A 25,949-nucleotide genomic window follows, 5' to 3' on the forward strand; every position below is an offset into this window, starting at 1 on the left:
TTCTCATAAACAAAAAACTCCAAGAATAACCTTGGAGTTTTTTTATTGTTTTTATGTTGTTGCTTTAGTTTTTCTAAACATTAACCAAAAACCGATTAACACTAGTGGAATACTTAACACCTGACCTGTGTTTAATGTATTGAATACCCAATCTTCTCTTCCTTCTACTTGTGCCTCTTTTAAGAACTCTATTACAAAACGTAACGTCCATAACACAACCATAAACAGTCCAAATAAAAATCCTGTTTGGTTTTTCTTATCTGTTTTCCAATAGAAATGCCATAATGCAAAAAACAAAACTAAATAACTTAGTGCTTCGTATAATTGGGTTGGGTGACGTGGTACCGTCTCTCCTGCTCTTTTAAAGATGACACCAAAGCTGCTTCCTGTTGGTTTTCCATAAATTTCAGAATTAAAAAAGTTTCCAAAACGGATGAAAAATCCTGCCAAGGCTACCATAATTCCTAATCTATCTAAAATAAACAACCATGGTTTTTGTAAGTGTTTCTTTGCGTAAAAGTACATGGCTATTGGAATTGCTATTGCTGCTCCGTGACTTGCAAACCCTGTAAACCCTGTAAATTTCCATCCATCTAACAATCCGAATAAAGCCGAAGCTCCTTCTTGCTTTTTAAATGGTAATATGATTTCTAGTAAATGATTTTGGTAATAATCCCAACTGTAAAAGAATACATCTCCTAAACGCATTCCTATCAACATAGAAACGAATACGTACATAAATAACGGATCTAGTTTTTCAACAGCAATGTTATCGTTGATGTAAATCTTTTTCATTAATCGAAGTCCTAAAATAAACGCTGCTACAAACATTAAACTGTACCAACGAATACCAAAACCTCCTAAATTTATTATTTCTGGGTTCCAATCCCACACTATGGATAAAAAATTCATCTACTTTAATTTAGTTTTTATGTCAATCCAAAACGCTATTGAGTTTATTTGTTTCTAAGGTTACTCAACGGTATAAAATGACTGTTATTTTTCTTTTTTCTCTGGAACAGGATCGTAACCGCTTCCTCCCCAAGGGTGGCAACTGAAAATTCTTTTCAATGCCAACCAACCGCCATAAAACAACCCATGTTTTTGCAACGCTTCAATTGTGTAGCTTGAACACGTTGGTGAATATCTACATGTTGCTGGTGTAAACGGAGATATGGCTGTTTGATAAAATCGAACTAGTAATATAAACGGATATGTTAGTATTTTTTTCAATTAGTTAACTGTAAACGTTGTTCCTTCTCTACCGTCTTTTAATTGAATACCTAATTCCAGTAATCTATCACGAATTTCATCAGACAATGCCCAATCTTTATTCTCACGTGCTTCTTTACGCATGCTAATTAACATTTCAACGACACCACTTAGTTTGTCTGAATTATTTCCTTCTGAAGTTTCATTCATTAATCCTAATACATCAAAAACAAACGCGTTGATTGTATTTTTAAACACGTCTAAGTCATCGGTAGTTAAACTTGCCTTTCCTTCTTTTATTTGATTGATAACTTTTACTGCTTCAAATAAATGTGCTATTAAAATTGGCGTATTAAAATCATCATTCATAGCATCGTAGCAATCTTGTCTCCATTTTTCAACATCAAATGAAGAAGAACTACCTGCTTCTATTTTATCCAAGAAATCTACAGCTTCCATCAACTTTGCATGTCCTTTTTCAGCAGCTTCTAACGCTTCTCCAGAAAAGTCTAAAATGCTTCTATAGTTCGCTTGCATATTGAAAAAACGAACCACACTTGCAGAAAACGGTTTTCCTAAAATGTTATTTTCTCCCGTTAAAATTTCATTTGGTAAAATAAAGTTCCCTGTTGACTTTGCCATTTTTTGACTGTTCAACAATAACATATTGGTGTGCATCCAGTAATTTACTGGTTTAACACCACTGCAGGTTTGCGATTGTGCAATTTCACACTCATGATGCGGGAATTTTAAATCCATTCCTCCACCATGAATATCAAACTGTTCGCCTAAGTACTTTGTACTCATCACTGAACATTCTAAATGCCAACCTGGAAAACCATCACTCCAAGGTGAAGGCCAACGCATGATATGACGATCGTCGGCTTTTTTCCAAAGTGCAAAGTCTTGCGGATTTCTTTTATCAGACTGTCCGTCTAACGCTCTTGTATTGTGAATAGCGTCTTCAAATTTTCTACCAGAAAGGATTCCGTAGTTACCTGTTTCATTATATTTTAACACATCGAAATACACCGAACCGTTTACTTCATAAGCAAAACCTTTTTCCATGATTTCTTTAATCATTTCAATCTGCTCTACAATATGACCTGTTGCTGTAGGCTCTATACTTGGTGGTAAAAAATTATAGTTGTTTAATACATTATGGAAATCAACTGTATAACGTTGCACTACTTCCATCGGTTCAATCTCCTCTAATCGTGCTTTTTTTGCTATTCTGTCTTCTCCTTCATCTGCATCGTTTTCTAAGTGACCAGCATCTGTAATATTACGTACATAACGCACCTTATAACCTAAGTGTAATAAATAACGATACACCACATCAAAAAACATAAAAGTTCGTACGTTTCCTAAATGGGCGTTGCTATATACTGTAGGACCACATACATACATTCCTACGCGTCCTTCTGTTACTGGTTTAAAAAGCTCTTTTGATTTGGTTAAAGAGTTATATATTTTAAGTTGATTTTCTTTGTATAATTCCATAGTAAAAATGACTATTTGCAATCGCTAATATAGGCACTTTATAAAGAATATAGAAAAAGAATTTGGTAGCAATTTTGTAGAAATAAAAAGTAATTTTGTTTGTATTTCTTATTGGTTTTTAACTTTTAATTGGCTGTATTTACCGTCTATTTCTATTTTCTTATCGTTTGAAATCAAAATAAACTCTCCATTATATTCTACACTTCCATCTTTTAGTTTCTTAACCTTATTACTCTGAATATCGAATTTTTTGTTTATCCCTGCTAAATCAACCCCAGCATCTGAATAACTTAAAAGTACTTTTAAATTATCATGACTAGGGTGTACTTTGGTTATGGTTAAGTTTCCAAACTTATTATTTACTTCAACATTGCTATAAACATTGTTTACTACCAACCCTGATGAATTAGAGTTTACGGTTGTATTGGTAACCGATGCTAATTGAGCATCGGTTACATTATTTAAGAACAACGTACAAGCGTTTAATGAATTTATGTTTACTGGTGAAAATGAAATATTTAATTTTCCACCGTCAAGTGCATCAGCTTTAAAAGTTCCATAACTAACCTTTCCTGAAGCTTTAGTTTTTGGTAGTTTTACTTTACAGTGTCGTGTATTCAAGTCAAACGTTGCCGATTTTGGAACTTTTATCGTAATCTTCTTTGTGATTTTTACTTTTTTCCCATTAATCATAAGGTTATTGCTGTCAGAAGAAAAAGAATAATTCCTGTGATTTTTTTTCATTTCTTCTCTAACCTTATGCATTTCCACTCTCGCTTTTGCTAATTGTTTTTGAATTTTTTCTCTGTCAATTTTTTTAAGCTCACTTTTAACTCTTTTTAGTTCGTCTCTTAATTTTTTTTCATTGAGAACTTGATGTTTTTTTGAGAAAAACATCTTTGTTTTAGAATTTTTATTATTCTTAAGATATTCTTTATATGCTTCCGTTTTCTTAAATTCCTCCCATTCTTCTTTTGAGGTTATATTTACATTATGTTTGCCATCTTTCCACTTAAACCTGACAAGCTCTTCATTTTCAAACATTTCCTCTACATCAAAATCCACATCTTGAAATAACTTTTCAAAATTAATTTCTGGAATTTCAATTTCAGGCATTTCTGGCATCTCAGGCATTTCCGGGATACTTACCTCTGGTATTTCTGGTATTACTACAACCTCACTTTCTGTATCATACTCAAATACTCTTGGGTAATTATTGTCTGATGAATTGAAGAATACAATATTGTCTCTTCCTATTCTAAAACTATTTCTATTGGCATTAATTTGTACCTTACTTTTATTCCCTAAGGCTTCAAATTTCCAGTTGTCTAAATATTTTTGAGCTTCTTTTTTATCTAGCCCTTCAACTTCTACAACTGCTTCTACTGAAACTTCATTTTTATTCCATGTAGTTACATCTACATCTGCATTAGATGCATTGATATTAACTACTACGTCTTTACTTGTTTTAAAATTTTCACTAAACTTTTTATCGTATTTCTGTGCAGATACAACGCCAGTTACTAACAGTAAAAAAACACTGATTTTAAATTGTTTGAATGTCATTTTGAGTTGGATTTTTAAATTCTTGTAATTGTTTTTGCATACGTTTTAACAGCTGTAAACGTAATTGCAGGTTTCCAATCAATGCATTGATAGTATCATCGTTAATTCCTTTTGTATTGAGCTCTTCGGTTAACGATTTATATTCTTTGGTTAATTCTCCTATTTTAATTAAATAACCATCAAAAAGTTCTTTATTATCTTCAGTTAATTCTAACTGACTTAGTTCGTAATTAATGGTATTTACATAGTAATCTTCCACCGTTTTTAACTCAGGAGATATGGTTCCTAAACTAATTTGATTTTGAGTTTCTTTTGGAAGCTCAGTTATTATTGGATTTACAGTATTAGTTGGGTAAAACTGAATTCCCAAACTCACCAACAACACAATGGATGCTGCTATATACAACCACTGATATGATTTTTTTGTTGATGGTGTTGAATGCAATTCATCCATCAACTTTTGTTGAAAACGCTGTCTGTGATTTGTTGATAACCTCTCGGTGTTTTCAACATTGTTTTTTAGTATTTCTCTAATATCTTTAGACATGGTGTACTGCTTTTAATTGTTCTTGCACTTGTCTTTTTCCTCTTAATAAATGTGTTCTCGAACTCACTTCCGAAATTCCTAATATTTGCGAAATCTCTCCATGATCATACCCTTCTAATAAAAACAGAGTCAACACAACTCTATACTTTTCTTTTAATTGCTGAATGCAGTTTACAATTTCTTGATACGATATCGTAGCGGCTACATTCCAATTATCATCATCTGCTACTGTGGTAATTTCTTCGTTAATAGAAACCAGTTCTAATTTTCTCTTCTTTAAATAATCAATACTTTGATTGATAACGATTCTTTTTAACCAAGCACCAAACGCTACTCCTTTTTTATATGAATCAATATTTTTAAATGCTTTTACAAATGCTTCTTGCATTACATCTTCCGCTATAAAAGAATCTTTTACATACCGTAACGCCACTGTATACATGGCATCACAATACAAATCATACAATTGCATTTGTGCTTTTGCATCATTGTTTTTACAGGCATCTATTACCGATTGATGTAACTGTTTGGTTGATTTCATTCTTGATTTCTTACCCTAAATACGAGACTTTTTCTACCGCGTTGCATTTTCCTGCATTTTTATTTCTAAATTTACGTTATTATTTTGTTTTATCTACATAATGACCGACAAAGACACATCTGCACTCTCTGAAAAAGACGGGGTTTCTCAGCCTGAAACCACCAGTAAATCATCTGCAGAAAAAATAAAACGTAACAGAAGAAAAACTACCTCAACCGAAGAATTTGTTACTCAAATAGTTGCTGGTAATATTCCTTTTTTAAGTAGAGCTATTACGTTAGTGGAAAGTACGAATCCAAAACACCAACAACAAGCCAATGAAATTTTAGAAGCTTGTTTACCGCATGCCAATAAATCGGTTAGAATTGGAATTACAGGTGTTCCAGGTGTAGGAAAAAGTACGTTTATTGAAGCTTTTGGTAAGCATTTAACTTCTTTAAGAAAAAAAGTAGCTGTTTTGGCGGTAGATCCAAGTAGTTCTATTAACAAAGGTAGTATTTTAGGTGATAAAACACGTATGGAGGAATTAGTAACTGATGAAAATGCTTTTATCCGTCCTTCTCCTTCTGGAACTTCGTTAGGTGGTGTTGCTCAAAAAACACGTGAAAGTATTATTTTATGTGAAGCTGCTGGTTTTGATACTATTATTATTGAAACGGTAGGTGTTGGACAATCAGAAACGGCTGTACATTCTATGACTGATTTCTTTTTATTGTTGAAATTGGCAGGTGCTGGTGACGAATTACAAGGTATTAAACGTGGAATTATTGAAATGGCGGATGCGATTGTGATTAACAAAGCAGATAGCGGTAATGAAAAAAATGCTAAACTAGCGAAAGTAGAATTTAACAGAGCTTTACACTTATATCCTGCTAAGGAAAGTGGTTGGCAACCCAACGTTTTATTAGCAAGTGCATTGCATCATCAAGGAATTGATGCTATCTATGCTATGATTGAAGAGTACATGAGTTTAGTGAAAAAATCAGGCTACTTTCAACAGAAAAGAGATGAACAAAATAATTATTGGTTGTTAGAAACCATCAATCAACAATTAAAAAACAATTTTTATAACAATCCTAAAATTAAAGAATTATTGCAGCAGGAAATTGCAAAACTAGAAAAAGGGAAAACGACACCGTTTACTGCAGCAAAACGATTGCTAGAAAATAACTAAATTATGGAGCTCATAATGGGCACTTAATAAAATTTTATTTTTAAACAACTATAAATACCTAACTGGTATAATTTACAGACATATGGAAGATAACACCCTCACTTGGAACGACTTTACAAAGGTAGAAATGCGTATTGGTACAATCATTTCTGCCGAGGTTTTTAAAGAGGTTAAAAATCCTGCCTATAAAATGCAGGTTGATTTTGGTGATTACGGAATTAAAAAAACCTCAGCACAAATCACTAAACTGTATCAGCCTGAAGATTTGATAGGAAAACAAGTGGTTGCTGTGGTAAACTTTCCTAAAAAACAAATTGCTAATATGATGAGTGAATGCCTTGTATTAGGTGGTTTAGGTGATGGTAAAGAGGTTACTTTGTTAACTACTGAACGTGCTGTTAAAAACGGGACAAAGATTGCGTAGCATATCTAAATTTCACTTATTATTCTTATAAATGATTTTAACTGAAGCTGATTTAAGGACATTAGAACTTAAATTAACAAAACATAAAATAAATTTTTTGTACAATAAAAATACTAAGGAACTTATAATTGGAAAATCCAAAAATACTAGCTCAAAATTATTCATTGGTATAACAGGGGTAGTTCTTTCTTTGATTAGCTTATTTTTCTTAAAAGAATGCATCACCATATATCTAGCTTAACTAAGCTCACCAAATAAAAAATTACCTTTGCGGTTTCTTAATACTTTTTTTATGATAGAATTTAGCAAATTCTAAAGCTAAAAAGTCTTCAATTTGCTCTTCTGTTTTCTTTTCTTCTATCATTTTAAAAATAGTTGATATATGATTATTTTTAAACTCATTGAGGATTCCATTATTAGCCACAACGTCCTGATATGTTAACTTTTGTAATTCTGACTGCATCCATTGATGCGCCTCCATTTTTATTTTTCTAGTCTGTAAATCTTTTTTATCACTTTTAGATATAAAGTTTCCTCTTTTCGCTTCTTGCTTCATCAAGTGTAGTAAACGATTATAACTTGCTTTTACTTCTTCATCTAGTAAGACTGCTTGTTCGTAAAGCTTCTTTAAACTTTTAAACGCTAACTTATGATACGTATTTATAAAGTCTTTGTGTTTATATAAATAGTCTAAATAATTTACTGCTGCTTTCTTATAATGTTTATTACTTACATTTTCATTATTTACGACATCTGTTTCTAATAAATTTAAATCATTTCTTACTTTTTCTATACTTTTTATACTTGCAAAAACAGGATCATTTAATAACTGTTTAATCTCTAAGGTAATTTTAGAGTGTTCTCCACTAAAAGTATGCTCTTTATACGAGAATGAAAATTCTTTTACTTTTTTATTTCTTTCTCTTTTTCCAAATTTGAATTTTGGTTTTTTCAATCCGAAGCTATAACTATACCCAAAAGTCACAGTTAATTCACTTAGTTTTTCTTGCTGTGTAGCTTCTCTGAATAACTGTATTGCATTTAAATTTAAATTATGGTTTTGTGCAATAGTTGTAGAAGCACTTGCCCTAAAATTTAAAACATTACTTGTAATTTCTTTGTTTACATTACTATTATACGAAGCTCCTAGAGTGGTATTTAATATGTTTTTAAAAAATAATTTATTCATATTTAAAGACGCTCCGTATGCTTTGCTATCATCTCTACCGATATCGCTATAATTGTAGTTAAGTGAAGGCGAAATTGTTAGCGATTTTTCAGGAAATCCTAATGTATAAACTACATTTCCGTTGTGAAAATTATTCGCTTGACCAATTCTAATAATACCATTCTCTTTATTTGCTGAAGATGCTAATGAATAGTTTAAATTAACATTCTGTGTAACATTTTTCTTTTTAGCCAACATCCAATTCAAGTTTATATTGGCATTTTGTGACAATTGTTTAAAATTTAATGCTTCTTGTTCTTCATCGGTTAAATCGTTGTCGTTAATATCATCAAACTGATTTAAACTTTTGTTCGTAAACGTGGTGAAGTTAGAATACATTCCTGATAAAGTAATTGCATCTGTCATCTGATACGTTGCATTAACGCTCCCTATATTTCTCCCTGTAGATTGTGCTTTTTGATTATTTAAATTATCCCTTTGGTATCCTATATTAAACGATAAGTTCAACTTATTTTTAAATAATGATCGAGCCATATTTAATGTGATATTCTCAAAATCATTATTAAAATAATAAGCTCCTAAGGTTTCATAATTAGGATCAATACGTTCATAGCCCAAACCAACTTTCATTTGTCCTAATTTTACATCTAAATCTGCTTTAATCGCATTGTAATATTCGGTTGATGTACGATTGTTAAACAAAAACCCTGCTAAATTGTTAGAGGTATTACTACTTTTATCTGCTCTTGTATCTTGTGTAATGGCTGTTGAGGCATATTCTGCCCTTATTGTATACTTTTTAGCAATGGTAGTTTCTCCTGTAAGACTTATTACTAAGTTTTCTTTAGGTTTTATATTTCTTTCTTCTGGTATTGCTGCTATAGAATTTTCTGCATCTTTTGCATAAAAACCTATTAGTCCGAACTTATAATTTGGCTTTTCCCAAGCTACTCTTGCTCCATATCCTGTACGTTTAAATGCTGGTAAGGTTTGTGGATTACCATCGTCTTCTGTTGCTTTTAATAGACGACCATACATGGCACTGAACTTTATTGGTTTGTTAGGAGTTAATTCAATACCTCCACCTGTAAATTGATGTCCGTTTAAGGTATAAGGAGAAAAATTCATGGTAACATCTCCTATATGCGCTTGTATCCATTTGTATTTTGGGTGTAAGCTCAACCTATTAAACTTAAAAGGCAGTTGGTAGTCAAAATTATCTCCTTGATTAGAAAAACTATAGGTAAAAGGGATATTAAAACTTAACCAACTTACATTCACTGTTCCTTGTAAAAAATACGTAAACGGAATACGTGCATTACGGGTATTTGCATTGTAATACACCATATTGGCATTGACATTACCACTTACTTTAACCTTAGTAGATTTTGTAATGGATTCTATATCTAAATTTTGCGCTAAACTTATACTACTTACTAAACATAGTAAGCTTACTAATATGTACTGTTTCCCCCTTTTCAATACTTCTTTTTCTTCTATTCAAATATTCTCTTTACTCCAATCAGTTCACTCCTCCTATAATTAGACTGGCTACACAATTCATTAATAGCTTCCTGCTATATCAACTCTAATTTTAGCTAAGATCTCCCCTAATAAGTTTTTCCCTTGCCAAGTTTCTCTTTTTTGTGCTCTTATATCGTTTTCTACTAATCCAATACCCCATATTCTATCATTCGGAGATGCTTCTACAATGGTTGTACCTACTGTAGACAATAGTTTATTTTTTAATTCTTCGTCTTGTGTAAATTTTGCCTTGTTTCCTTCATAAACAACTTTACTTCTATAATATTTCCATACCTCTTCATTAAATTCAGCAACATTTCGTCCTAACTCTTTAATTTTTCGAACATTATTTGTCTTCATTATTTTTTTGGCTGAATCAATATCTAAAAAAATAATTGCTTTATGATACATCATAAACTGTTCAGCTGAAGAATATTCTTGATCAGGGTAAGGAAATTGATCTTGGAGTACATATTCTCGTTTAGTTTTATTCATACATACTCCCTCAATTAAACAAGTAGATGCTGTAAAAATTGATTTATACCATTGAGAAAAAGAAGACTTAGTTTCCCAAAAAAAAGTAAACTTTTCATTTTCTTTAATTGCATGATAGTATTTAACTAAAGGAGTTACGTAGTTCGTATTTTCAGACAATTCGCTATTTAATGCAAACTCAATTTGTTCCTCTAAAGTAATTCCCTCAATACCTCTTTTATTGATTATAAATTCATAGTCACTAAGAATTGACTTCTTTTTTTCGTCAAAAGACAGTAAGGACCACTCAAAAGCTTCTACTTTATTGTAATATTCATACCTCTCTTGTCTAGAAAGTTTTTTTAATTGCTCTTCAGATAATTTAATCATAACTCTGTCCCTTATACAATTCCTTAACCTACAAAGTAGATCTACATTTTTTAGAGTTGCTATATAGACAACCTAATTATTCTCATTTTTTATTCTTTTCAAATATTCTTCTTTACTCCAATCTGCACCAGTACCCCAATATTTAGAAAATACTTCATCCATAATCTTATCAAAATTAGGTTCAAATTCCTTTGTCGATTGATACCACTCTAGAGTATAAATAGAATAAGGGTCTAAACCACTCTCTACCTACCAGCGCATTTGTTGATGTAATCGTCCTGACCAAAAACTTACTTTTTCTTGAAAAGAATAATTAGGGTAAATTTCATCTCTTAATTTTATTTGTTTTTGATATTCTTTTTCTGCCTCTAAATCAAATAACCTAATCTTTTCTTCTAGAGATAATTTAGAAAATTCATCATCTGTATAATCTTTCATTGTTTTTTACCGTTTTCAGGATTTATAGTAAGCTCCGGTATATCATCTATTCTGTATGATAAATTCTGGCTTAGTAATACTTCTTGCTGTATCATCATACAGTTATCATTTCTTGAACATAAATTTTTTACCATAATCGGAAATATCATCAATAAAAACTAAACAAATCTCCTCATAGGTGGTTCTTCATTAGAAGCAATAACATTCCATATTAAATCTTTCACGGATAACCAAACACTTTCTTCTGAGTCATCGGAGCCTATAAAGTTGGTTTCATATCCTATTTTTACCCAACTCCATTCAGGGTCATTTAATGCTTGAATAAATTCTTTTTTTATTCGTTTAGTGTAGTCAGGTTCTGCATTAACAAATGAAGAAAAGGTTTCTTGATATTCTTCTTCTGTTAATTCCCAATCCGCTGAAAACAATTCAATAGCATATCTTAAATGTTTATATTTCTCCATAATTATTCTATTGGAAACATTGTATTTATTTCGTACTTTCCTGTTGCACGATTTAATTTATAACGAACTTCTATTTTGGTTAGACCATTTATTTTTATAGGATTTCCTGATAATTTTTGTCCTGTTAAAACATAATTAGGTGTTCCTATAGGTTTTTTATAACCTAAACCAATAGTTTCTCCCAAATCAACTTGAAATTTAAATAAAGGTGGAGTATCTGTACCTTTAGCTAGTTTTTCTGCCTTTAAAGCTTCTTTAAAAGCGCTTGTAGATACATCTACTGCGTTTAACGCTTTTTTCATACTGATAGCATCTATAAATTTAGATGACATTGGCGGTATTATATTCCCTATTCTTCTACCTCCTTGTCGTTTAGCAATAGAAGAGCCATCTGGAGCAATGCCTTCTGTAGCTCTTCTTTTTAATAAATCATCTGTTACTTCAAAGCCATGCCTTTCAATAGTATGAGCAGCTTCATTTGCTCTAAGTTTTGCTATATCAATTTCATCTAAAACTCCAACTTCAGAGGTAGTCAAACTCTTCCATTCAACATAGCTTCCAGCATTTTTAATCTCATCTACAATTACTTCCGCTGTTTTATTTTTTGCCTTTAGATGTGTTGTTACAAAACTTAGCTCTTCTAAATTTGTTCTTAAAGCATCTTCTCCAACTGTATCAAACACCCACCAACTAGTAATAGTTTCTGGGTTTTCATCTATAGCTGTTACTAAAGCCTTCCCTATATCAGTAGTAGTATCAATATCTTTTGTAAAGCGAGACCATCTGAGTTCACAGTCTGTTTGGGCAAAAGAAAAAACTACACTAAATATCGTTAGTAATACAACTAGTTTTCTTTTTAATTCACTTATTTTCATTTAAATAACATTTTTATTATTTCACTGGTATTCTTGTTATAAATAACCAACCATCATCTGTTAGCTCACACTCTACATTTATAACTTCAAGAAAAGATATTAGTTGATCTCTGATTTCTTCGTCTTTAAACTGTAAACTAATAATATCTGTAGTCTCTCTTTTCAAATCTTCTAGAACTTTTCCAAAATTATACGTATTGTTAAAATTTACATACTTCCTTTTAACAATGCCCTTTGCAATACTATCAATAGTCCGTTCAACACGATTTTTATCATAATAATGTGAAGGGACATCCCTATTAGAAACCCTCTTAAACTCTTTATTTTTTTTATTTACTCTTATTGGACCAGGTCCTCCAACTTTTCCATACCTGTCATCAAAGTCTATCCCTCTTAATTTTTCTAATTTTGTAAATGCATAAATGTAGGTTTCATCTTCATAGGTATCGTATATGTATTCATCTTTTGGAATCATGTCCTTTAATAATATTCCTAGTTCTTCAATTGTCATATTACCTCTTTAAGACTGCTCCGGGACTCTTGTTATGACTAACCAACCGTTATCTTCTACCTCACATTTTACATTTAGGTCTTCTAAAAACGCTTTTAACTTGTCTCGTATTTCTTCTATTCTAAAATGAGCTCGTATTTTTTCTCTATCTCTTTTATAATCATAAAATACTCTTCCAAAGTTAAAATACTTTTCTCTTTCTCCTTCATAAACTAATTCAACAAAATATAACATATCATGTTCGTTAACATATTGTCTTTTTACAATTCCAGTGGCTATGCTTTCTTTAGTTGGTTTAGGGTCATTTTCAAATATTTCTGAAGGAATGTCTAAATAATGAACTTTTTCAAACTCTTTTTTTTCCATATTATATCTAATAATTCCTGGACCTCCTGTCATTGCTTTTCTATCATCTACACTATCATCTTTTTTACCTAATATATATATATATATATCATGTGTATACGCTTTATAAGGTGAGTCATCTCCTGTATAGTCAAATATTAATTTTCTTAACTCTTCATTTGTCATAATATAATCGCTTTTAATTACACAAAAACCTTTTCGTTATTTCTAAGTCTTTAAATCTAGTTCTCCATTCAATTTTAATTCCTTTACTTTCCATGAGCAACCATGAATCAAATAATACTGGATCTTTATTAAACTTATATAAGTTATCTAAATCATTATTAAATTCTTTTACAAACTGTTGCAATTTATTCGTTGGTAATTCTTCTAATGTATTCAATAAGTTTTCTGGCATATTATCAATCCAACTATACACTTCTTTCGGTAAATCTTTTTTTAGTATGTTTCGAGAGATATATTTATGGTCACTATATAAGATTTCGAATATATCAACTGAAGTAAATTTTTCATCAATAAATTCTTTATCTAAAATTTGACCTGTTTGAACATCTATAACTTCCCATTTTTTGTTTTTGGTTCTTACAGCATTAAAAACATGGTGTGTTGTATTTATATTTTTAACCTTATCTAATATTGGCTCTCTATAAAGCCCCATTAAAATCACACTTTCTTGATGAATATCATTTAATTTAGTATTTAATTCATTATAACTAAATGATAATCTATGTTCTTTTACATTTCCTTCTCCAAAAACATTTCTTATTAATGTAGCTACTTCTTCTGGAGGTACCCCATTTTTATAGTTTCTTATGATTTGCTCAATTACCTCATTTGACCCCTTGGTTACTTTATTTTGAAACTCAATAGCACAGGTAGCACAGTTATGTGTTAAACCATCTGGATTTATCTCCTTTCTTAACTTTAATAGTTTTTCAACTTTATTTTTTACTATATCATCGCCAATACCTGCAGCTAGCTTTATGTAAACATTTTCATTATCGCTATTTACTAGTATTTTTATATTACTTACTTTTCGTATACCATTAATAGTAGTTATAACACGAGGAATCTCTCCTAATTCTTTAGGGTTTTTAATGGTACTTGGTAACCATTTAGAGGATTCTACAAGAACAATTTCTTTGTTTTCATTTAATAAAACCTTACCTAATCCAGTTAATTTATTATTATAATCAATTGCCAATGTAGGATTATAAGGTGTACTTGTAGGCTTTACTTTAATTACAAAAGAGTTGGGTGTTTTAAATATAGTATTAAGCTCCAGTTTAAGCTCTATTAATTTTCTGTAAATAATACGTTTACTTAAGGTTAGTATTTCAGACTCTTTTTTTATAGCTAACGCTAAATCATCCAATTTAAAAATTACATCTAATTTTTGCTCTGCACTTAATTTCTTAAATTCTTGTATAAAATTTGATTTATTTTTAAAATCAAAAACCAGTTTACGTAAAAACTTAGCATCACCAACCTCAGTAGTAGTATATTTAAACAATGCTTTACTTCCTTTACCTATTGAAGTTGCTAAAGCTGGTAGGTGTCGTAAATTATAAATGCCATAAATACCTGTCCAAACATTAAAAAACTTTTCATTTCCTAATAAACTTTCATTATCAACATTATTTGCAATAGTAAATACAATATCTGCTGTGGCTAAAGTAGCATCTATTGTTAAAAGTATTGTTGATGCTCCTCCTGTTAATGGTATTGCAGCAACAGCCATTACTTCAGTAAATACTCGTAAAAAAGCTTCATTGTTTTTACCGTTAATGTTCGTAGCCAACCAATGAACAAAGATTCTAGGTACTAATATTTTTTGTTCCTTAAATACTTTACCTCCTATTTTAAAATCATGACGAATATCCATAACGACATAATCATATGGAGAGTATGTGTTTTTAAACGCTATACCTGTTATGCTTCCTCCTGGTTTAGTTCCTGTACTAACTGTTATATTAACTAAACCTCCTTTTAAAGAAGTTTCCATTTTATATGGCAAACTATTAGGTTCTGCAAAACCAAACATATTGTTCATTGCTGTAGGAACTACATTGAGTTTGCTATAACTTTCATAATTGAAAGGAATTTCATTCCATGATTCAGCTTTATTAACCATTTCTTTATAAAGCTCTTTTGGACTTCTAGCAATAAGCCATTTAGAGATGTAACTAACAATGTCTTCAAATTGTGGATTATTATTATCCGCCCAATCATTAGTTATATTAACTATTTTAGTTAATAGCTTATAATTTTCAACTTTTAATATATCTAGAATTTTTTGTTCTCTTTCATCATTACCATCTGCTAATTTGAAAATTTTTAACAGTAGGTTTTCTGTTTCATTCCCCCAATCATCTCTTTCAGAAAGTGCTTTTAAAACTAATGTTAGATTATCGAAACCTAGCTTTTCAAAAAAGCAGTCCCAATTATCAGAAGAAACACTTTCATAATTAATATCCATTATTGATCTAAATGTTTCTATAATGTCATCATGATCGGCTTCTTTCAAAATTTCAAAATTCTTTACTTGATCAGCTACAATTGGATAGTAATTTAGATTATATTTTTTCCAATGATTAATTAAACTTTTAGCATTATAAATGTTACTATTTTCTTCATGACTATCTTCAAACATATCTGAAGTATATGTAGAAGTAGCTCCTGATTTTGTAATTCTTATATGAGTTTTTACAATTAACTTCAATAATTGACCAGGAACTCCAGTTTTAAAACATCCTTTTAAAACATTATATTTCTCTAACTGAGTCGCATGGACAAAAACATAAGCATCATTATCATAAAACTCCTTCCCATCAAAACCAGCTTTGTATATATTATCAATTATGAACTGCTGAACTTCTTCACTTAAAGCAGGGTCGAACTTTGGTGCAGAAATTTCATTAAACTTTACAACATCTTTCAATCTTTGAGATAGGAAATCATATTCTTGATAATCTCCTTCAGCTGTATAATCCTCTCCGCCATTTTCAGGTGTTATAGAAAGTTGTCCTACTTTGAATATTATAGCTCCATTAGCTACAGCAGGAAAACCGACAATCGCTTTAGTTATAGATTTCTTCGTTAATACGTCCTTATAGGTATTGTCTAAGCTCGACATATAACCCATAAATTCTTTTGCTTTACACTTCCATGCAGCGGTGTAACGTTTGTCTTTGTAAACAAAACTAGTCAAAGTACCAAAAGGCTTTATCCTAAATGGATTTTCAGTATCTACTTCACATTTTTCAGAATCTCCTGTACTAAAAATAACTTCCGTAATATTTCCTGGTACAGTAATTGGTTTTCCTGATCTAGCAATAAACGTTAATGAACCATCTGGATTGGCAAACTCTTTTAATTCACTAATATCTGTAACTGTAACTTGTTGCCCCTCTTCATCCTTATCAAAAACCCCAATACGTAATTTAGGATTGTGTATGGCTTGCCAGTGTACAAAAGGAAGTTTTGTTCCGTCTTTATAATCAAGTAACCAATTGGTAGCTTTTTGTGCATACTGGTAACTCTGTGAAGAGAATGGGTGCTTTAACTGGAAGGCTCCATGTCCTAACTCGTGAGCAGCAGTCAATGCTACACAGTCTACAGTTGAACAGTTGGTCGTATACACATACCCAAACTGCCTACCTAAAGGCATTAACCCTTTTTCGCTAGTAGAAGAAGGTGTTTTATCTGTTACAATCAAATAGTAAGCATCTTTCTGGTATTGTGAGTGTTGTTTTAGTTTATTATTAATTTGACGTTGTTGTTCGGTATATTGTGCTGCAAAACCGCTTTCTCCACTTTGTATGATTCCATTTGGAGTTAAAGCTTCTAAATCGTTTTTAAAATCGTTAATTTCAGTAATGGTAAGGTTTACCATTGCTTGTTGATATATGTTTTGTAACGATTCTTTTATTATACGTATAGTAGTATTAGAGGTATTTACTACTACTACTTTTACGTTTTTAGGGGTTACTTGGTATTGTATAAATGCACCTGCAACCTCATATTTAGTTCCTTGTTTTACTAAGGCTTGTGTTTCTATTTCAGCATCGTCAAAAACACCTTTTAATTGTAAGGTATAAGAAGTAGCTGTACTATCTATTTTTGTAATAGCTACTCCTTCTTTTGTTTTAAAAACAATATCTTGAGGTTTAATTTTGTTATCTGTAATAGCTAAATTCGCTACAATAGTTTCTGTATCGTTTTTTGCAACAGCTTTATAAGGAACATAATAATTGTTACCTAATTTTTTGTATAAATCTTTCGTAGCACTATAGTTACTTTCGTAGCTATCAAACCCATATTTACTATTGGATGCTTTTTTAAAGGTTACTATTACTCCTTTGGCTGATATCGCAGTAGCTTGACCATTGGTATTAACACCATTGGTATTTTCTGGATTGCTAGCTCCCCCTTCCGCTTGTGTTCCTTGTGGAGTTACATTACCTTCTTCATCAACCGCCCAAACTTGTCCGTTACTATCTGTTATTACAATATCTTCACCCCCCGGTAATTCTACTAATTCTCCGTTTTCTCCTATAACTAATATGTCTCCATTCGGATCTAACTGTACATCTGAAACTGGGAAATCTACCTCGGTTGATTCTGAGTTTCCAGTTCCACCTTGAGTCCAGTCATTGGTATCTTCTACATCTCCCCAAGTTGGGTCGTAAGTCGTTTTTACCACACCTTCTATCAATTGATAGTCGGTATTGATACTTATAGCATCAAAGGTTACCGCTATTTTAGTGTCGCCCAAATAAGGAACTACAATGTATCCTACTCCTGTAAAGGTTCCGTTTCCTCCTTGTATCTGTTTCACAGTTACAGGGAAATCACCTGCTGTAAAGGTTTCATTGATTCCTATATTTTTTAGAGGATCGTTATTATCAATTTGTATTTCTGGAATAATTCCGCAGTTATAGCTACTCCCCATTTCATCTTTAGCAGGCATGGTAAACTGACTCATATGACTGTACGAATAGTTTTGGTCAAAATCTGTCAGTTCATTACAAGTACCTCCTACTCGAAACATATACGTTTTTCCTTCTCGTAAATTACTTATTTGGGCTTGTGTGTTATAAGTATATACTTCAAACCATTCAGCATCGGGTATATCTGCTCTTTTATATTGTACATGGTATTTTTTATGGTCTGGGTGCCCTTGCCAAGTAAGTTTAATACGATCTTTGGCTACTACTTCTGACAATACAAAAGTTGGTGGGTAACAGGCATTAGTGTAGGTAAAGTAATAAATTTCACTATAACCATCATTTTTAAAAATGGAATTTTCGCTAACTCCTGTAGTAGATTTCGCTTTAACCCGCCAACCATATCTTCTATTAGGCAATAAGGTAGGTTTTCCTATATTATATAACAGCGTTGTTGTATAGGTAGTTTCTGAATAATAATTAGGTGACGCTAAAAAAGCTGCTTGCGGATCTACTTGCGTATCCCATAATTCTCGTAATTCAAACTCATAGGATACATTGGTAGCATTGGTGTGTCTTGGCGTCCATTGAAAAATAATATTCATAGGATCTTGCGCCACAATTTGATCTCCTTTATAAGGTAAATTTAAAAACGGTGGATCGTTTAGTACTAAATACACATTAGAACAACCCGCTGTAGGATGATTTAATTGTTGATTTGTATACGCATCATACACTTCCCAACAAAAAGAATACATTCCTTCTGGTAAAGGTTTGTTATACTGTTGAGGCGAAATGCCTATTAAATTATTAGGTTGAAAATAAGCCGCTAAATCGATATTTGTAAACTGCTGTAGTACTCCCCCATTCAAAATCACTTGTGAAGCTCCCGCAACAAAATCTGTTGACTGAATATCAAAACCATTCCCTTTGATATGTAGCTTTAATCGTACTTGCTTGTTATTAGCTACAACATCTGTTAATAACACGTTTAAACGAAACTTAACATCGCTTGCCGTTGCATAATCACTTAATTTTGTTGAATATGGTGGAATAATGGTTTGCGTTACTTGTACTGGATAACGTTGCGCATATACTCCTACAACTAGCAATAAGCAATAAAAAAACAATGATTGTTTTAATCTATATTTTAATTTCGATACATTCATTCTAAGGCAATTTTTGAACTTTAATATCACAAAGGATGTATGAATTACTTCCGTTATCTACAAACTCCTTTATTTTTATAGCTCCTTTTCTTCCATCAACAGTTTGAAACAGTACAATTCTTGGTTTCATAGTATTATCAAAATGTAATAATCCGTTTGGAGTTTCCGTAATTGTTATAGTTTGTAAAGGAGTGTCATTGTTCATTGCATCAAATTGAGCAACACTAAAACTTACCCCACAGCTACAACTTTCTTGAGAGTTAATTAATTTAGTTTGTTGTGCATTAGGTATTGATACAAAACCATTGGAACCTGCTTCAGTTGGTGACAGAAATTTATTATAAGTAAAACCATTACTAAGTCCCAGAAAAACGAGATCTATTTTATATCCATTTTCTGTAGTAACTTCATTTGCAGTAAATGTTTTCCTTAATTCTGTTGAAAAAAAGGCTCCCACATTATTGTTACTATGAGCAGAGTTGATTCCTAACTTAACATCTGTAAATGTTCTTAAATTAGTATTTGGTTTTACCTGTATAGTTTTTGTTGTTATCTTTTCTGTCTTCCCATTAGAAGCAATCAACTTGATTGTATATGTCCCTATATTTTGAAAAGTAACCTCTGGATTCTCTTCTATACTTTTACTAGGTGCTCCTCCTTCAAAAGTCCATTGATAACTTATAGCATCGGTTGTTTTATTTTGTAAGGTAATAGTTACTGGAGCTTGATAATCATCATCAAAAAAATCGACTTCCCAATCAAAGTCTATATCTATATCAGGTAAAACTGTTATGATTTCTTCTTTGGTTATTGTTTCAAAACCGTTTGACACCGCAACTTGTATACGGTGTTTTCCTGGTTCTTCAAATACTATATTTGTAGGGTTTTTATCTGTTGACTTTGCTGGTTTTCCTCCTTCAAAAGTCCATTGATAGGTTAAGTTTTCTCCAACTGTATTATTTGTTAATTTAACTTCTACCGGTGGGTAATTACTTTTAATTGTTTCTGTTGAGAACTGTATGTCTATTCCTTCTACAACTGTAATCTCTTTTGTTAAGGTCTCTTCCAAACCATCAACATTGGAGACTTTTAATGTTATTGTATATGTTCCTGCTTTCGTATATTCAATACCTCCTGGATTTTTATCTGTTGATGAAGTAACTGTGGCTCCTTCAAAAGTCCATTCGTAAGTATCTGCCCCTTCTGTTTTGTTTCGAATACTTATTTGTACAGGTACAGATTCATCATCATTAACAAAAGAAGTTTCAAAATCCGCTTTTATAAACATTGGGGTCTCTTTATAACATGCAGTCATCACAAAAATTACTGCTAGTAAAATATATGTATAGTTATAAGTTTTCTTCATTTTTTAATCTACAATCATTCTTTTTACCTGTGTTTGCTTTGCTGTTTCTAGCACTACTACATACATTCCTGAAGCTAAATTCACTGTAAACGGAATACTATATTCTTCTAATGTCTCATTGGGTATATGTTTTGTTATAAATTGCCCTTGTGCGTTAAAAATACGAAGAGAAATAGGGGTTACTTCTACTAAATCTATACTAACCTCAAAGCTTCCTTTATTTGGATTTGGAGAAATACTAAACGCCTCAATAAATGGGGTTTCTGTATCTCCTGGGTCGACTAATCCACTTTCTTCTTCAACTACTACTTTTTTGTATACTTCTTGTACACAGTCACCAACTTTTGTTAATAATCCAACTTCGTAGGTTCCTGCTTTAGAAAAGCTAAGAACTACTGTATTTTCTTTCTCTTCTACTAATTCAGCTTCCTTGGGCAACACCCATTCAAAAGATTCAGGGGCAGGGTTACTTGTGTGGAATACAACTACTTCTTCATTAATATATGCTTGGGACGATAGTAAAAACTCAGCGTTTATTTCTTGGTTCCTGTAATTAATTGTTATAGTGTCAGTAGCTACACAACCTAATGAAGATGTTGCTGTTACAGTATATATCCCTCCTTCTGTTATAGTTATTGATGCTTCTTTTGAGCTAAACCCACTACTTGATATCCAATTGTATGTTGCATTTTCATCATCAATACTGGCGTCTAAAACATAGGTTTGATCTATACATAAGGTTTTGTCACTCCCCAAGTCTATAATTAATTTTTCAGGGTTTTCTAATTTTACTTCTGCAAAAGCTTTACATCCATTGGCATCTGTTAATGAAAATTTATAGGTTCCTTCTACTAAGTTCAATAAACTTGTAGCTTTTTCTCCTGTTTCCCATTTATAAGTATATGGTGCTTCTCCTCCTGAAATATCTAAAGAAATGGCTCCATCATTTGCACCATAACAAGTAGGATTCTTTTTATTTACTTCAATTTTTAATCCTCCAGGTTGTCCGATTGTAATACTTCCTGTTACTTCACAACCTCTAGCATCAGTAACAAATACCAAATGGTTTCCTGCTATTAAATGTTCTGCTGTTGCTGTTGTTGCTCCATTAGACCACTGTATATTATAAGGAGGTATTCCTCCTGAAATAGCTACAGTTGCTGTTCCATCATTTCCTGTATCACAAGAAATTTCTGTAGCAGATAACGATAGTGCAAGTAATTCTGGTTCTTCAAAGCTAAACAATACATCTGATGGATTGATTAACTGTAAACTTTCATAAACACCTATTATAACTCCTCTACTATCTTCTACATTTAAAGCGTATTCTCCTGTTGATAAATCAGTAGCTATTGGATTGTTTTGATTCAAATCTTCATATACTCCACTACTGTTTTTCTTTTTCCAATAATATATGTACGACTGCCCTGTACTAAACGGTAACCCTCCAGTTATGCTCGCCTTTAAAGCCCCATCCGCATAAGGATTGTTAAACTTATTATTCTGATTACATGAAATTGGCTTTTCAATGCTAATAGTGGCTTCTATTGGATCATATAAGATGAATTCTTTCTCTACATAAGTACATCCTTCTTTTGTGGTTGCTGCTATATAATTTGCATCTTCAATCGTTAAGTGATATAACCCTTTGGGGATATTGTTTATTTTTATTTGAAATTTACCATTTACGATACTTGTTTCCGTTTGCCCATTCAATATTGTTCCCTTTTCATCCTGCCAATAATAAGTATAACTACCTTCAGCAAAAGAGGTTCCTCCTTCTATTTCGGCTTGTATCCAACCATCAGATGCTCCTCCTGTAGAAGGTGTAGCAAAAGAAGTATAATTTATACTTATAGGGTTTTTTGGTTGATTTATTAAAATACTTCCTGTTACTTGACAGCCTCTTGCATCTGTAACCGTAACGCTATACTCTCCTTTTGTTAGGGAATTTATTTGTGCTACTTTGTTTCCTCTTTCCCACTCGATGTTATATGGAGATATTCCTCCTTTAATAATTGCTTTTGCCCAACCATCACTACCTTCGTAACAATACACATCTTGCTTTTCAAAAGTTAATTCCAGCAATGGTGGTTCTTCAAAATTATAAATTACATCTGTTGGGGTTTCTAATACATTGTTTTTATATACACCTAAAATAATACCATTAGCATCTTCTATATTTACTGCATAATTTCCTGCGTCTAATCCACTTGCTATATTTGAGGTTTGTGTAGTCAATATTGTCCAAACCCCTGGACTTGTTTCTTTTTTCCAAGTATAGTAATAAGGTAAACCATTATTTTCATTGGGTTGTAGTTTTATCCCTCCTTCAGCTATTATTTCTAAAACACCATCAGAAAAAGGATCTCCGTAACTATTACTACTATTACATGAAATTGGTTTTCTTAATTCAATACTTGCTTTTAACGGTTCGGGGTCATCAATATAATATTCACTTTCAATTACAGTACACCCCTTTTTATCAATTGCCAAAGGGTAGTTTTTATCTTGAATTGTTAGCTTATATGTTCCCTCTCCTATACTATTTAAGGTTAATTCATAACTCCCCGTATTAGAACTTGAAGTTACCTGAGTATTTAAATTATTTCCATTCGCATCTTGCCATTTATATGTATAAGAACCATCGTTTAAAGGAGTCCCTCCTGTTATTGTAGCTTTAATCCACCCATTTGTAGCACCAGCGAATGTTGGTTCAAAAAAGTTATAATTTATATTAATAGGATTCTGAGGTTCTTCAATTGTTATTGTTTCTTGAGCTTGACATCCTTTTTCGTCGGTTACCTCAATAGTATAATTACCAGCTACTAAGTTTGATATATCTTCTGTAGTTTCTCCTGTACTCCAAGAGATGGTGTAGTTCCCCGTTCCTCCTGTTATTGTAGTGTTTATAGCTCCATCTGTCCCTTGATGACAAAATACATCTTGTTTAGTGTATGTTATTTTTAATAATTCTGGCTGTTGTAGCTCGTATTCTTTATCTGTTGGAGTCACTAATGTATTATTGTTATAACTTCCTATAATTATTCCATTAGCATCTTCAATATTAACTGCATATTCTCCTGCTCCTCTATTTTCAAGTACATTTCCTGTTTCTCCAGGTATGATTTGATAAACACCTGACGCATCTTTCTTTTTCCAAGTGTATTTATACTTGTATTTACCTCGTATAAGTGGCCTAAAAGGGACTCCTTCTGAAGCTATAGCTGTAAGCTCTCCGTCACTAGATGGATCTCCATAAGTATTACTACTATTACAAGAAATGGAATTCGTTTCTTCTATTTTTAATTTTAATTTCGGTGGTTGCTGTAAGATATATTCAGCATTAACTATCGTACACCCTTCTTTATTTGTAGCTTTATTATAATTTGCATCTGTTATAGTTAAGCTATATTTTCCTGCAATTGCATTTTCCAAAGTTAGGTACCACCCGTCGGCATTTACAATATCACTAAAGGTATTCCATGTAGTACCATTTTCGTGTTTCCACGTAAAATTATACTTCCCATTAGGTAATGGAGTTCCTCCTGTAATTTCAGCACGGATTCTTCCATCTGAAAACCCAAAAGCTGTTGGTTGTTCTTCATGCACAAAATTTATTTTTACAGGTGAATCGGGTTCATTAACCATTACAGAAGCTTTTTTTTCTTCTCCTAAACCTATAATATTTCCTGCCCCATCTCTTACGGGTATTTTAGCGATACAATTATTTGCATCTTTTATTTGAACAATATAATCTCCGGCTGATTTTCCTGTGATAACTTGGGTAGCTTCAAGTTTTCTGTTTCGATAGGTTCCTGTAAAAGTTGCTAGGTTTTTAAACTCAATCCAATCACTATCTAACACAGGACTTGTATCTCCTTCCTCTCGTAATAAATATTTATACTTTTTTCTGTCTTGCCCGCCACTAACTTTTATAGTAATTATCCCATCACTACCTCCTTTACACCATACACTGGTAGAACTTACTGAAAATTCTATGGGGTTGGGTTCATCTATGGGAAAATCTTTTTCATGTGTATCTCCTCCTGTATAAGTGGAAGCTCCATTAATATATCCTGTCAACTCTACACGAAAATTACCACTGGGTAGCCCTTTCCCTATTTTAGAACTAAACGTAAACGAATTATCAGTCTCTAAATCCCCTTCACCTATGTTGGAATATGAATCAACATTTTCATAAATAGGGTTACCATCTTTATCTACATCTATTTGATTATTTAAATCTACAATATTAATACTTAGAAGCTCATTAGGTAATATAGCTCTGTCAAAATTTATTTTTACACTACCATCTTCCTCTTCATAACAACTGATATCCATAGGTTCTACTGACATTATATGAGGTGCCCCCTTTAAATATGTAAATTGGATAACATTTGAGGTGTTATTATCATATGTATCAATCAATTCTTGTGTATAATATTTGTCATAGAATTTAGTTGCATTTTTATTTAATTGATTATAACATTTTTTCCATAGAATAAAATTTCTAGAACATCTATAGAAGATATTAGCAGCTTCAGAGTAAGCATCTCTAGCTGCTATATGACTTGCTAGCTGTGCTCCTATATCACACTTTGTTTCTGCCCAAACTGATATCGTTTTTCCAAAATCTGAATTTGTTAAAAAGTCTTCTCCTTTTAAGTTTAAAATATTTGTATTATTAAATGAGCTAGGAATCGACTTAGTAGCTCCATTCCCTACTTTATACTTCCAATTGTAATGCTCATTATTCAATGTGTTTGGCAAGTCAATTGTTAAAAAACTTGTTTCATCTAAATACAATGGAGTTCCTTTTTCTTCAATAACCGTTATTGGTCTTGAATTTATTGAAACTCTTTTAAGTTGATGCCCTAAATCATTTGCAAAACCATTAAAACAAGTATTATTTATAGAGATGGATGTGTTTATATCTCTTGGGCCACCATTACAACCAAAAGTTGTTTTCCATCTATTTATTTCATGAAAAAGCACTTCTGTTATAACATTACTTTTACTGTATTCTACTACATGGGTAAAAGAATCTCTATATCTTCTTCCACTCCATACAGTCTGTATTCTTCCATCCTTATACTTTACTTTAATACTTCGTAATCCAAAAATATCTCCACATGCTTTACGATCTATCAGTGCATATCCACTAATTGTTAACTCGTATTTAGCTTCTCCTCCAAGATTTATTTGAGAAAATATTCTACTGGTAGTTAGTATCAATAAAAAAAGAACTATAATCTTTTTCATTT

Annotated in this window: 18 protein-coding genes; 2 read left to right on the forward strand and 16 right to left on the reverse strand. The window is 31.8% G+C overall.

Annotated elements, in window-relative coordinates:
* Positions 1-51: 51 nt before the first annotated feature.
* The 6 genes from lgt to NH341_RS05625 all read right to left on the reverse strand — a co-directional run bounded on the left by lgt (position 52) and on the right by NH341_RS05625 (position 5,369).
* Positions 52-912, reverse strand: a complete 861-nt coding sequence (gene lgt / locus NH341_RS05600) for a prolipoprotein diacylglyceryl transferase (RefSeq protein ID WP_159613009.1) — start codon at positions 910-912, stop codon at positions 52-54.
* Between the two features lie 84 nt (positions 913-996).
* Positions 997-1,233 carry a membrane protein insertion efficiency factor YidD gene (gene yidD, locus NH341_RS05605; RefSeq protein ID WP_073181389.1) on the reverse strand — a complete coding sequence of 79 codons (237 nt, stop codon included), beginning with the start codon at positions 1,231-1,233 and terminating at the stop codon, positions 997-999.
* On the reverse strand, positions 1,234-2,715 hold the full coding sequence (cysS, locus tag NH341_RS05610) for a cysteine--tRNA ligase (protein ID WP_239178975.1): 1,482 nt from the start codon (positions 2,713-2,715) through the stop codon (positions 1,234-1,236).
* A gap of 108 nt (positions 2,716-2,823) precedes the next feature.
* Complete coding sequence (locus NH341_RS05615) at positions 2,824-4,281, reverse strand: hypothetical protein (protein ID WP_253055952.1); 1,458 nt, start codon at positions 4,279-4,281, stop codon at positions 2,824-2,826.
* Positions 4,262-4,828: a hypothetical protein gene (locus NH341_RS05620; RefSeq protein ID WP_159490063.1), complete on the reverse strand. Its 567-nt coding sequence runs from the start codon at positions 4,826-4,828 to the stop codon at positions 4,262-4,264. The genes NH341_RS05615 and NH341_RS05620 overlap by 20 nt, the downstream gene beginning before the upstream one ends.
* Complete coding sequence (locus NH341_RS05625; RefSeq protein WP_253055953.1) at positions 4,821-5,369, reverse strand: RNA polymerase sigma factor; 549 nt, start codon at positions 5,367-5,369, stop codon at positions 4,821-4,823. Before NH341_RS05625 ends, NH341_RS05620 begins: the two co-directional genes overlap by 8 nt.
* 100 nt (positions 5,370-5,469) lie before the next feature.
* On the opposite strand from NH341_RS05625, the gene meaB reads away from it, so the two are divergent.
* Positions 5,470-6,543, forward strand: coding sequence for a methylmalonyl Co-A mutase-associated GTPase MeaB (gene meaB / locus NH341_RS05630; protein ID WP_253055954.1), 1,074 nt, complete (start codon positions 5,470-5,472; stop codon positions 6,541-6,543).
* A gap of 82 nt (positions 6,544-6,625) precedes the next feature.
* Positions 6,626-6,967 (forward strand): tRNA-binding protein, encoded by a 342-nt coding sequence (locus NH341_RS05635; RefSeq protein WP_073181404.1) that lies wholly within the window; start codon positions 6,626-6,628, stop codon positions 6,965-6,967.
* 262 nt (positions 6,968-7,229) lie between these two features.
* Here NH341_RS05635 and NH341_RS05640 read toward each other — a convergent pair whose 3' ends face one another.
* From NH341_RS05640 to NH341_RS05685, 10 genes are all read right to left on the reverse strand, one after another.
* Entirely contained in the window at positions 7,230-9,638 is a 2,409-nt protein-coding gene (locus NH341_RS05640; protein ID WP_159613015.1) for a hypothetical protein, read from the reverse strand.
* Positions 9,639-9,719: 81 nt separating this feature from the next.
* Positions 9,720-10,544 (reverse strand): NADAR family protein, encoded by an 825-nt coding sequence (locus tag NH341_RS05645; protein ID WP_159613017.1) that lies wholly within the window; start codon positions 10,542-10,544, stop codon positions 9,720-9,722.
* A gap of 249 nt (positions 10,545-10,793) precedes the next feature.
* Positions 10,794-10,982 (reverse strand): hypothetical protein, encoded by a 189-nt coding sequence (locus NH341_RS05650; RefSeq protein WP_159613019.1) that lies wholly within the window; start codon positions 10,980-10,982, stop codon positions 10,794-10,796.
* Between the two features lie 158 nt (positions 10,983-11,140).
* Entirely contained in the window at positions 11,141-11,446 is a 306-nt protein-coding gene (locus NH341_RS05655) for a hypothetical protein (protein WP_159613021.1), read from the reverse strand.
* 2 nt (positions 11,447-11,448) lie between these two features.
* Positions 11,449-12,321, reverse strand: a complete 873-nt coding sequence (locus tag NH341_RS05660; protein ID WP_253055955.1) for a hypothetical protein — start codon at positions 12,319-12,321, stop codon at positions 11,449-11,451.
* A gap of 16 nt (positions 12,322-12,337) precedes the next feature.
* Complete coding sequence (locus NH341_RS05665) at positions 12,338-12,832, reverse strand: hypothetical protein (RefSeq protein ID WP_253055956.1); 495 nt, start codon at positions 12,830-12,832, stop codon at positions 12,338-12,340.
* A 9-nt stretch (positions 12,833-12,841) separates the two neighbouring features.
* Complete coding sequence (locus tag NH341_RS05670; protein ID WP_253055957.1) at positions 12,842-13,363, reverse strand: hypothetical protein; 522 nt, start codon at positions 13,361-13,363, stop codon at positions 12,842-12,844.
* 13 nt (positions 13,364-13,376) lie between these two features.
* A complete protein-coding gene (locus NH341_RS05675; RefSeq protein ID WP_253055958.1) occupies positions 13,377-19,316 on the reverse strand; it encodes a hypothetical protein in 5,940 nt (1,979 codons plus the stop codon).
* Position 19,317: 1 nt separating this feature from the next.
* Complete coding sequence (locus NH341_RS05680) at positions 19,318-20,682, reverse strand: PKD domain-containing protein (RefSeq protein ID WP_167713444.1); 1,365 nt, start codon at positions 20,680-20,682, stop codon at positions 19,318-19,320.
* 3 nt (positions 20,683-20,685) lie between these two features.
* Complete coding sequence (locus NH341_RS05685) at positions 20,686-25,947, reverse strand: T9SS type A sorting domain-containing protein (protein ID WP_253055960.1); 5,262 nt, start codon at positions 25,945-25,947, stop codon at positions 20,686-20,688.
* Positions 25,948-25,949 lie beyond the last annotated feature (2 nt).

This window comes from Tenacibaculum sp. XPcli2-G (assembly GCF_024124505.1).
Classification (GTDB): domain Bacteria; phylum Bacteroidota; class Bacteroidia; order Flavobacteriales; family Flavobacteriaceae; genus Polaribacter; species Polaribacter mesophilus.